The organism is Aliirhizobium sp. YIM B11859, from assembly GCF_057163345.1.
Window position 1 is genome coordinate 274,143 of the sequence record NZ_JBXHAY010000008.1, and the last position, 11,119, is coordinate 285,261.

Consider the following 11,119-nt stretch of genomic DNA (forward strand, 5'->3'; position numbering starts at 1 on the left):
CGGACTCAGCGTTTCCTGTCGAGCCGCTTGATCGCCTCGGTCAACGATTGGCCGGATTGATGATAGTCTCTCCAGGCATCGCTGCTGCCGAGAAGAGCCGGTACGGTCCGGATCGTGAACCGCTTGGGATCCAGACCCGACTTCACCTGGCTCCACGTCAGCGGCATCGAGACGGTTGCTCCCGGCCGCGCCCGTGGCGACAGCGGCGCGACCGCCGTCGCCATTCTGTCATTGCGGAGATAATCGAGAAAAATCCGCCCGGTTCTCAGCCTTTTTGCCATCTTGGTCAGATAGAGGTCGGGCTGGTCGCCAGCCATCTGCTCGCAGACGCGATAGGCGAAGTCCTTGGCATGATCCCAGCCGACTGGCCTGCCCCTCATGGCTTTGAGCGGGGTGACGACATGGAGCCCCTTGCCACCGGTTGTCTTGCAGAAGCTGGCAAGACCAAGATCAACTAGCCGGTCGCGCAACTCGCGGGCAGTTTCGACAACTGTGGAAAAGGCCACATCAGGACCAGGATCGAGATCGAAGACCAAACGACCCGGCACATCCGGCTCACCCGGGTAGCAGTTCCAAGGATGAAGCTCGACCGCCGCCACCTGGGCGAGTGCGGCAAGCCCTTCGACGCGATCGACTTGCAGGTAAGGCTTCCTGTCGCCGGGGACTTTGACGAGTTCCAGCAGATTGGATGTGCCGGGCATGGCGTGGCGTTGAAAGAACCTCTCCTTCGCTATCCCATCAGGTGCCCTAATGACCGAACATGGCCTGCCTCGGACATGGCCAACCATCCACTCGCCAACCGCTTGGTAATAAAGCGCCAACTCCTGCTTGGTGATAGCAGGGCACTCATCCGGCCAAATCAACTTGTCCGGGTTTGAGATCAGAACACCCATGACTTCGGCTTTCGTGGCCTTCTGGCCGGACGTGTTCTCCGCAGGCTTGCGTCTGGTTTCGGAAATAGGTTTTACCTGCTCGGCAGAAGCCGCCTTTTCTGCCGTCACGTCTTTCGCCGGCTTGTCTTCTCTCAAGCCTTTGAAGACCGCCTGCCTCACCTGGCCATCGGCGGTCCAGCCTGCGAACTCGATTTCAATAACAAGAACCGGCTTCACCCAATGGGTGCCGTCAATATTTTTCGGAGCGCCTATCCCAGTGAAGGGCGAAAGCGCTACCCCTAGTGGCTTCAAGGTGTCGAGCAACATCTTGCCCCGACCATGTCCGAAGCCGGTGCCGACACGCCCGACATGAACGAAGTGGTTACCACGGTAGACGCCCACCCAAAGCGAGCGGAACTGGCTGCCGTTTGTGGCATAGCCGCCGATTACGACCTCATGTCCTGCCCTGCATTTGGATTTGACCCAGCTATCGTTTCTGCCCGATTGGTAAGTCGCATCTACCCTCTTTGAGACAATGCCTTCCAGTGAAAGCCGACAGGCTGAGCGAAGCACCGCATCCCCGCCTGTCTCAAAATGATCGACATAACGGATATGTGGTCCAGGCTTGGCATCGGCAAGCAGAGACTCTAGCCGGGATTTCCGCTCATCAAGCCGCCTCTCGCGCAAGTCCTTGTCGCCGGCGAACAGCAAATCGAATGCGAAATAGACGAGATTGTCGGTCTTGCCTTCTGACAAGGCGGCCTGCAGCGCTGCAAAATCCGGTGCGCCGTTGTCGTCCAGCGCACAGATCTCGCCATCGATGATTGCATCCGGCAGGGCATTCGCATCGGCCGCAATTTGTTTGAAGCGCTCCGTCCAGTCCAAGCCCTTGCGTGTTTTAAGGTGGACCCTGCCGGCCTCGATACCGATCTGGATGCGGTAACCATCGAACTTTATCTCATGCAGCCACCCGGAAGCTGATGGCGGCCGATCTTGCGATTTACATAGCTGCGGCGGAATGAAGGCAGGTATTGCCGATCCGTCTGAGCGGCGAATAGACTTCGACGTTGGAATTTTCCGGCTGCCTCGCTGTTCGGCAGCAATCCCTTCGCTGCTGTCCCAGACGGCGTCAGCACCCAAGACGGGCTTGCTCAGCATGAATGGCTTCGGTTTGCGTCCCTTGGCCGAAGCGATAGTTTCCATGTCGCGGCCCGAGGCGACCGATATTTTGCCCCGGGCAAGTATCGCGCCACCATTCCTGCTTACAGCATGCTCGTCGCGATGCTTGATCAGCAGCCAGTTGGTGCGCTTGCCGCTATCGCGACCCTTCTTCATGCGGACCAGTACGAAGCTACCCTGCAGGCGATCACCATCAAGAACGAACTTGAGATCACCTTTCTGCAAGGCGGCATCCGCAGATATAGCTCCTTCCGGTTCCCAGTAGCCGCGATCCCAGAGCATCACCGTTCCGCCACCGTATTCACCCTTGGGGATCGTTCCTTCGAAGTCACCATAGTCGAGGGGATGGTCTTCCACCTCGACAGCCAGACGCTTGTCGGCCGGATCGAGAGACGGACCGCGGGTAACAGCCCAGGATTTGAAGACGCCATCAAGTTCGAGGCGAAGATCGTAATGAAGGCGAGTTGCATCGTGCTTCTGGATGACGAATCGGAGCCGGTTGGATGGCTTGACCTCGATCGCGCCGGAAGGCTCTTGTGTCTTCCTGAAATTGCGTTTGCCTCGATAGGTTAAGAGCTTCTTGGACATGTCCGGTTACCGACGTAGGCCGATCGTGTCGGTTAAGTGCTGGTTGGAGCCCTTTAGAAAACTATCGACAAGCAACTTCACCGTTGCTTGCTGCCCAAGATCGTCGATCGACGGAACGGGATCTGATGCGATAGCCTCCAATACTTCTGCTGTCGCACCCGAGCGAGCAGCTTCGAGAACAGTCTCCCGTGTCTCTCGCTCCGACTTAAGCTTCAGGTATAAGACATGGATGATTGCATTTCGGACGTGCAGTTCGTCCATCATTGTCTGAGCCTTTGTCGATTGCGCTCTCATCCACCAAGAAGCGTCTGGCTGGAAGCTGGTTCCATAGGTTGGTCGAAAAATGCTCGGCTGCAATCCTCCCGCTAGGCGCATGGCTTTTAGGCGTGCCGCGTCGAGGTTCAGCTGCGGGCGCCGATGACCATAGGCTTTCATCAGCTTTGACGCTGATGGTAGATAACATTTGGCGGGCGATCCATCGCAACTCCGACGGAACGGATCGAGCTTTGGCCGCGTTTGCACTCCGTACCGTAGGAGGCTCAAATGAAAAAGATCATCATTCCCTTGCTCGCAACATTGGCTTTGACCGCATGCTCGTCGACCGAGCGAGGGGCGGGCATAGGGGCAGCGAGCGGCGCAGTCATTGGCGGTGTTGCAACCGGTAACGTGAGAGGAGCAGCCGTTGGCGCGGCCGTCGGCGGCGTATCCGGCGCTCTGATCGGCAATGTCGCAGATCAGCCAGGTCGCTGCTACTATCGTGATCGAAATGGCAATCGGTATGTGGATCGTTGCTGACAAATTGATTGAGGCAAGCTCCTTGCCTCAATCTCCCCGCTCCGGAATTGATGACCATGGAAGCCGACTGCTATCTGATACTGAAGTATGACGAAAGCGCCGTGATATGTCGCTGGTGAGTTCTTTGGCGGCTTGCGTCATCAGGTGACTGTATGCGGAGCCACCGCGCTGGCCGGTCTTGAAAAGCGCCAACTGCTTGCGGATATAGGCTGAGTTCTGACCGGAGAGCTTCGGTAGGAAGGATTGGAATCCGCCTTGTCGTGACAACTCAGACAAGCCGGTATTTTGTCCACAGAACGCCCCCGTTCCGCCAAAATGCGGCCCTTTTCAGTCAGCGCCGCATCGTTATTTTTCGCTGCTTGGCGGACAGCCGGTGCTTGACCGGCAGAATAGCTGGCTAGCTCCGGTAAAACCGGACCCGGCCAAATCCCGAAGGTAACCTGCATGATAGCGCTGTGGCGTCTCCGATCCACATAGGATCTGAGCGCATTCAGCAGATGCGCCTCCGACTGTCCGGCAAGTCTTGGAATGTCGCTGCCATCGCTCAGCCTGCCTTCGGCATGACAGCTTTCGCAGGTGATCGGCAAAGGCGAAACCTCACCGGCCTCCAAGGGAGACATGCTGGGTTATCACCTGTCGTCCTTCAGAGTGGCAGTTCAGGACCTATTGGGTTCTTGTTGGTTTCGCCTTTCATCGCAGGGTCCTGGCATGCCGGCTCTCCGGGCAAGAAATGGACGCTGTAGATGATGCAGAAAGGGCGATGTCCGTGCACAACAGGTCGAAACAACCCGAAAGAAGAGGAACACCCCCTGGTCAAGATTGTTATCTCCTCAATCGGAGGTACAACAATGTCGAAATTAAGAGACATACATCCAGAGCTTGCCGGGCCTTCCACAAGCGAGACGACATTCGGGCGATCTGTGGAGAGTAAAAGCCAGATTGCCGATTCCAGACCGGGTGTTACCGAGGCAGGCGAAGTCCTGAATATCTACCGGCTTGTGCCGAGTGCTTCGAGCAACGACCCTTCTTGGGAAAACAAGCCCGGCCACGGCGCCGTCATTGTGGCGGCACGAACAGCTGGCGATGCGAGGGTGGTGGCGGCGGAACAGGAACTGGATTTCATGGAGGTCGATGCCGCGCCAGCAGATGATGTGTCCACAAGAAACGCCAGCGCCTTTCGAGATGAGAAGCTTTACACCGTCATCGAAATCGAACACGGGCGAGACGATCTCGATCGCGGCATGATCAAAGGCGAAGTCAGAATCGACGTGATCAAGCCGCTGCGCCTGCGATGAATTTAAGCACACATTAGAACGCAGTATTGTCGGGAACCGCAACGATTTGAGAACGTTGAGGCGGTGCAAGTAACAATTCGTTAATCGGAGGTTTTCCATGGGTCGCGGTATTCTTCTTTGGCTTCTCGGCGTGCCGTTGCCGATTATCATCCTTCTCGCCCTCTTCATGCGCTAGGAGAGTGACATGCCTCTCTATCAATCCGGCATATCCGATATCGGTGTCGAATCCTCGGTCCCTGCTCTGAGCTGGGGGCCGGTCATCGGTGGAGCGATCGCTGCGTCGGCGACCGCCCTGATCCTGCTTCTCCTTGGTGCAGGCGTCGGCCTCACGATGGTGTCGCCGTGGGCGGGAGAAAGCGCGTCATTTACTACCGTGAGCATCACGGCAGCGATCTGGTTTGTGGTCGTGCAATGGCTGGCGTCAGCCCTTGGAGGCTATCTCACCGGTCGCCTGCGCACGAAATGGGCAGGACTGCATACGGACGAGGTGTTCTTCCGCGATACAGCGCACGGTTTTATGAGCTGGGCGCTGGCGACAGTCGTCGTCGCGGGATTGGCCGGCTCCGCATTCACAAACCTTGTTGGCGGCGGCATTCAAGCACTGACGTCTGCAGCCTCGACAGCGACCGTCGCGGGCGCTTCTTCTGCCAGCAACAACGCAGGTCCGGATATGGCTACTGGCTATTTTACAGATGCCTTGGTTCGGCGGCAGGATCTGCGCAATCGCGCCCAGCCTGACGATGCGGCTGCGGCTGCCGAAATATCGCGCATCCTGATCAAGTCCGCCGCTGCCGGTAGTATGCCGGACGAGGACAAGACATACTTGTCCGCTCTGGTGGCGTCTCACACCGGGCTGACACCTGAAGAAGCAAACGCGCGGGTTGATGCGGTACTTCAACGGATTGAGCAAGCGAAGGTTGAAGCGCAGCAGGCAGCCGACAAGGCCCGAAAGTCGGCGGCGACAACGGCGATGCTTGGCGCCCTCTCCCTTCTGGTCGGCGCCTTCATCGCTTCTGCCGCAGCTGCGTTGGGAGGCCGGCAGAGGGACGACGAGGAAACCGCATTTCTGGCAAAAGTCTGATCGGCTTTTTGCTTTCTCTCTTGAGATAGCCGGCATGCGCGACATGCCGGCTATCAGCGTATCTGGGCGCTTTGTGAAATGGAAGCCGTTCTGTGGTTTGCGAGCACGATGGAGGCACTCAAAGATCGGAACGATGAATTCGAAATCGCGCTTCCGTTAAAAGCGAAAAGACAGGAGGTATTCGATGGAAAACGCATCCAAAAAACTTGCGGACGAATATATCCGGCTGGGCGGCCGGCGAGTTGCTGTTATCGACGATAATCTGGGCTCATCGCGAGACTGGGATGGCGATCCGCCCGAGGCAGACGAGTTCTGGAAGCGACATATAGCCATTTTGCCGGAGAGAGATCGACGTGATGTCGAGACATTCCTTCCCTCGTTAAATGATGAGAGTGGCGAGCCGGCAGCCAAGCGATAACGGTGAGCGCCCAGGCCGGTAGACTGGTTTTCCCAAAGGACGATAGCGGCCGATATTTGGCCGCCATCCTCGATATCAGGCCAATTCCGGCAAGCCACCAATGACCTTGTCCAGCGTAATCGGATAATGCCGCACCCTTGCCCCTGTCGCGTTATAAATCGCGTTCGCAATTGCCGCAGAGACACCGCATAATCCAAGTTCGCCGATCCCCTTCGCCTTCATCGGAGATGACATCGGATCCGTCTCATCCATGAATATAACCTCCTGGTGAGGGATATCGGCATGAACCGGAACCTCGTATCCGGCAAGGTCGTGGTTGACGAAGAAACCGCGCCGGGTGTCGACAGCCAGTTCCTCCGAAAGAGCCAGTCCGACACCCATCGTCATGGCACCGATCACTTGGCTGCGAGCCGTAATCGGATTGATGATACGGCCGGCCGCACACACGGCAAGCATACGTCGGACGCGTGTCTCTCCAGTGAAGACATCGACACCGACCTCTACGAAATGGCCACCAAATGTCGACTGCTGATGGGTGTCGGTCAAATCCCCCCATTCCATCGTATCCTCGCCGACGAGCCCTTCTGGACCTGCTGCCTTTGCAAGCGGAACGGATCTGTTCCCCGAGCGCACCTCGCCGTTTTCGAAGACGACGTCGCCGGAATTGAAGCCGAGTTTTTTCGCCACGGCGTCGCGCAGGCTGACACAGGCCGCATAGACGCCCGATGTCGCAGAGTTTGCGCCGAACTGACCGCCCGATCCGGCCGAAATGGGAAAACGCGAGTCGCCGAGATGGACACCGACCTTGTCGACGGTCACGCCCATCATCTCGGCCGCGGTCTGGGCAATGATCGTATAGCTGCCTGTACCGATATCCGTCATGTCGGTCTCGACTGTGACCATCCCATCGCTGGCCAAGCGAACGCGTGCGCCTGACGGCATGACGAGATTGTTGCGGAAGCCGGCGGCAACGCCAACACCGATGAGCCAATCGCCCTCCCGTCGAGAACCTGGCTTTCTCCGGCCTCCCCAACCAAATCGCTCCGCCCCAAGCTTGAGACAACCGATAAGATCACGTTGCGAGAAAGGCCGCTCGACTTTTTCGGGATCGACCTGTGTGTCATTGGCAATGCGGAATTCGATCGGGTCCATGTCGAGCTTTTCAGCCAGTTCATCGATAGCGATTTCGAGCGCCATCAGGCCTGGCGCCTCCCCCGGTGCGCGCATAGCATTGCCTTCCGGGAGATGGAGTTCAGCCAGACGCATGGCCGTCATGCGGTTTGCACCGGCATAGAGAAGCCTTGTCTGCATCGCGGCTGTCTCAAGGCCACCGCCTGGCAAGTCGCCCGACCAGCTTTCGTGACCAATTGCTGTGATTTTCCCATCTCGTCCCGCACCAATCCGGATGCGTTGAATGGTTGCCGGCCGATGGGTCGTATTGTTGGCAATGAAGGGGCGCGGCAACGCGACCTTGACGGGCCGACCCGCAGCTTTTGCAGCGAAGGCGGCCAAGACGGCATCCGATCGAAGGAACAGTTTGCCACCGAAACCGCCACCGATGAAGGGCGACATCAGATGCACCTTTTCTTTGTCGATGCCCAAGGTCGTCGCGAGATCCGAACGCCACCAGTCGATCATCTGGCTCGATGTCCAGACAGTCAGCTCGTCGCCATTCCATGCGGCAATCGATGCGTGAGGCTCCATCATCGCATGCGATTGGTCAGGCGTGGTATAGGTTTCGTCGAGGGTGATCTCGGCAGACCGGAACGCTCCCTCGAAATCTCCGACGGCTGTATCCGGGGGCGCCCCACCGGCGTCCTCCGGCTTGAATGCATTATCCCGGGCCGCCGCGAGATCGAAAACGCCTTCTTCCTTTTCGTATTCGACCTTGACGAGAGCGGCGGCTGCGCGTGCCTGCTCAAAAGTCTCGGCGACGATGACGGCTATAGCCTGATGGTAGTGCTCGATAAGGTCGCCACCAAAAAGCTTTGCCGTATTGAGCTTTCCTTTGCCCAGTTCGCCGACCGAGAGCGTCGTAACCACCGCCACAACGCCCGGCGCCCTTTGCGCCGCGGCAACATCCATGGATCTGATCCGGCCTTTCGCGATGGCAGAACCAAGAGGGTAGCCGTAGGCGTAACGCATGTTCGGGTCGTGCCATTCATAGGCATACATGGCCCTGCCGGTCGTTTTCAGCTCTCCATCGATGCGATGGATCGGCTGGCCGACCACTTTCAGATTGTCGATCGGATTGATTTTCGCGGGTGTCTCGAACTTCATGGCTCAACCCCTTGCTTCAGACAGAACCGCACCGAGCGTGCGCTCGACGAGATCGATCTTGAACCTGTTGTGTACGGTCGGCCGGGCGTCGGAGAAAAGAGCAGCACTTGCAGCCTTTGCTCCGTTCGAGAGTTCGCCATCCGCATTCGCCATACGCCAGGGCTTGGGAGCGACACCTCCCACGGCAATGCGGCCGGTGCCATCCGGCTGGATCACCGCACCGACGGACACGAGCGCAAACGCATAGGACGCGCGGTCACGAACCTTACGATACACATGTCGGCCACCGACAGGAGCCGGCAAGGTCACTGCGGTAATGAATTCGCCCGGTTCTAATGCGGCTTCGATATGTGGTGTATCTCCCGGAAGACGATGGAAGTCCTCGATGGCGATCAATCGCGTCTCACCGCCCGCCTTGATCGTCTCGACGACGGCATCAAGCGCCCGCATGGCTACCGCCATGTCGCTGGGGTGGGTTGCAATGCAATCGTCGCTGATACCGACCACCCCAAGCTGGCGGCTCACGCCATCGGCGGCGGAACAGCCGCTTCCCGGTTGTCGTTTGTTGCAGGCCTGGTTCGTGTCATAGAAATACGGACAGCGTGTGCGCTGGAGAAGGTTGCCCGCCGTCGTTGCCTTGTTGCGAAGCTGACCCGATGCACCCGCGACAAGTGCCCGCGACAACACCCCATAATCGCGTCGGACGGTTTCGTGAGCGGCGAGATCCGTATTCCGAACCATGGCGCCGATTCGCAGCCCACCGTCAGGCATTGCTTCAATCGCATCCAGACCCAACCCATTGACGTCGATCAGATGCGTCGGTGTCTCGATCTCCAACTTCATCAAGTCGAGAAGATTGGTGCCACCAGCAATGAATTTCGCATCCGGATTGGCCGCAGCCGACTTTGCCGCAGCGTCTATCGATGCCGCACGCTCATAGGTGAAGGTTTTCATGCTCTTGTCCCCGCAAACTCGGCAATGGCCGCGACGATGTTGGAATAGGCACCGCAACGACAGATATTTCCGCTCATGCGCTCGCGGATTTCCGCGTCCGAGATTGTCGTCTGCTCGGTGAGGTTCTTGGTGACGTGGCTCGGGATATTCGCTTTGATTTCCTCAAGCGCTGCCAGGGAAGAACAGATCTGTCCGGGCGTGCAATATCCACACTGAAAGCCGTCATGCTTGACGAAAGCCGCCTGCATCGGATGCAGGTTTCCGGGCTGTCCAAGGCCTTCGATCGTGGTTACCTCGTCGCCATCGTGCATGACAGCAAGTGTCAGGCATGAATTGATGCGGCGACCATCAACGATGACGGTGCAGGCACCGCATTGACCGTGATCACAACCCTTTTTTGTTCCGGTTAGATGAAGATGCTCGCGCAGTGCATCGAGGAGGCTGGTTCTGTTATCGATATTCAGGTCGTGGACCTTACCATTGACCTTCAGTGAAACTGTGGACGTATGCGTCATTGTAGTCCCTGCTGCATCTGCTGCCGCGACATCAGGTCCGGCTCTCGTTACCGCAACTGTCGCGGCCGACGAGATAAGCAAGGCCCGCCTGGAAATTTCGAGTTGGGTAGCCGGCATCTTCAACTCCGTTTTCGTGAGGTAAGCAGCTTTCGGCGGACATGAATGACGCCGAAAGCCGCAAGGACCGAATTAGCGCGGGATCGGCGGTCGATTAGTACGGTCTCGCTGATAGGTGCTATCGTTTGAATTCACCAATCTGGGCGCGCATAGGCAGTGCCCGCTGGCCGGCGTGAAACCTTTTATCTCGAGCGCCGTTATGGCGCTCATGAGCGATGGCAAAATCGATCCGGCAACTGACAAACTGGCGACATCACAGGGCGCTGAGGCCGCTCCACAAGCAGACGAGCAACGTGGCGAGGTCGAGCCAGTACCTGAAGCCATCGAACCCGATCGGGAAATGACACCCGAGGAAGCTGAACAGGCACGCAAATCATATCTCTTGAAGAGATTCTGGATCAGCGCGCGTGGCTATTGGAGTGGCCGCGGCGACAGGTTTGCATGGCCGGTCTCAATTGGTCTCCTGGCACTGATTGGTCTCAACGTCGGTTTTCAATACGGGATCAACGTCTGGAATCGCGAAATCTTCGATGGGATCGAACAGCGCGATGCATCGTCGGTCTATTATCTGGGAGCACTATTCCCGCCGCTGGTATTGGGCAGCGTAACATTGGTGACTATTCAGGTATTTGTCAGAATGCTGATCCAGCGACGCTGGAGATCCTGGCTGACAAAGGCTTTGATCGCACGCTGGCTTGCCAATGGCAGGTATTACCAATTGAACCTGATTGACGGCGACCATCAAAACCCGGAAGCGCGCATTTCCGAAGATATGCGGATCGCAACCGAGTCACCGGTGGATTTTGTATCAGGTGTCATCTCCGCCTTTCTATCTGCATCGACCTTCATCGTTGTGCTCTGGACGATCGGCGGCGCTCTGACGCTGCCGGTCGGTGGACAGTTTATCACGATCCCCGGCTTCCTCGTGGTCGCGGCGGTTATCTACGCATTCGTGACATCCGGATCGATCGCCTACATTGCGCGCAACTTCGTGCAGATCTCCGAGGTCAAAAACCAGGTGGAGG

At 57.7% G+C, this 11,119-nt stretch carries 10 protein-coding genes; 5 read left to right on the forward strand and 5 right to left on the reverse strand.

Translation table 11 applies throughout. The annotated features are described in order from the left end of the window. Positions 1-5: 5 nt before the first annotated feature. Complete coding sequence (gene ligD, locus AC2GXZ_RS26490; RefSeq protein ID WP_483762221.1) at positions 6-2,639, reverse strand: DNA ligase D; 2,634 nt, start codon at positions 2,637-2,639, stop codon at positions 6-8. A gap of 6 nt (positions 2,640-2,645) precedes the next feature. Next, a complete protein-coding gene (locus AC2GXZ_RS26495; protein ID WP_483762222.1) occupies positions 2,646-2,903 on the reverse strand; it encodes a hypothetical protein in 258 nt (85 codons plus the stop codon). A 279-nt stretch (positions 2,904-3,182) separates the two neighbouring features. On the opposite strand from AC2GXZ_RS26495, the gene AC2GXZ_RS26500 reads away from it, so the two are divergent. The 4 genes from AC2GXZ_RS26500 to AC2GXZ_RS26515 all read left to right on the forward strand — a co-directional run bounded on the left by AC2GXZ_RS26500 (position 3,183) and on the right by AC2GXZ_RS26515 (position 6,228). Next, the gene (locus tag AC2GXZ_RS26500) at positions 3,183-3,434 is read left to right on the forward strand and encodes a membrane lipoprotein lipid attachment site-containing protein (RefSeq protein WP_483762223.1); all 252 of its coding nucleotides are present in this window, start codon (positions 3,183-3,185) and stop codon (positions 3,432-3,434) included. Positions 3,435-4,282: 848 nt separating this feature from the next. Beyond that, positions 4,283-4,729 carry a hypothetical protein gene (locus AC2GXZ_RS26505; RefSeq protein ID WP_483762244.1) on the forward strand — a complete coding sequence of 149 codons (447 nt, stop codon included), beginning with the start codon at positions 4,283-4,285 and terminating at the stop codon, positions 4,727-4,729. A 184-nt stretch (positions 4,730-4,913) separates the two neighbouring features. Further along, positions 4,914-5,810, forward strand: coding sequence for a hypothetical protein (locus AC2GXZ_RS26510; protein ID WP_483762224.1), 897 nt, complete (start codon positions 4,914-4,916; stop codon positions 5,808-5,810). A gap of 184 nt (positions 5,811-5,994) precedes the next feature. After that, entirely contained in the window at positions 5,995-6,228 is a 234-nt protein-coding gene (locus AC2GXZ_RS26515; protein ID WP_483762225.1) for a hypothetical protein, read from the forward strand. Between the two features lie 75 nt (positions 6,229-6,303). Here AC2GXZ_RS26515 and paoC read toward each other — a convergent pair whose 3' ends face one another. Genes paoC through paoA form a run of 3 tightly spaced genes read right to left on the reverse strand, consistent with a single transcriptional unit; the run spans position 6,304 to position 10,094 of the window. Continuing rightward, on the reverse strand, positions 6,304-8,508 hold the full coding sequence (gene paoC / locus AC2GXZ_RS26520) for an aldehyde oxidoreductase molybdenum-binding subunit PaoC (RefSeq protein ID WP_483762226.1): 2,205 nt from the start codon (positions 8,506-8,508) through the stop codon (positions 6,304-6,306). A 3-nt stretch (positions 8,509-8,511) separates the two neighbouring features. Further along, complete coding sequence (locus AC2GXZ_RS26525) at positions 8,512-9,462, reverse strand: FAD binding domain-containing protein (RefSeq protein ID WP_483762227.1); 951 nt, start codon at positions 9,460-9,462, stop codon at positions 8,512-8,514. Then, the gene (paoA, locus tag AC2GXZ_RS26530) at positions 9,459-10,094 is read right to left on the reverse strand and encodes an aldehyde dehydrogenase iron-sulfur subunit PaoA (RefSeq protein ID WP_483762228.1); all 636 of its coding nucleotides are present in this window, start codon (positions 10,092-10,094) and stop codon (positions 9,459-9,461) included. The genes AC2GXZ_RS26525 and paoA overlap by 4 nt, the downstream gene beginning before the upstream one ends. Positions 10,095-10,302: 208 nt before the next feature. Between paoA and AC2GXZ_RS26535 the strand changes: the two genes are divergently transcribed. Next, a partial coding sequence (locus AC2GXZ_RS26535) for an ABC transporter family protein (protein ID WP_483762245.1) occupies positions 10,303-11,119 on the forward strand: 817 nt, incomplete at its 3' end.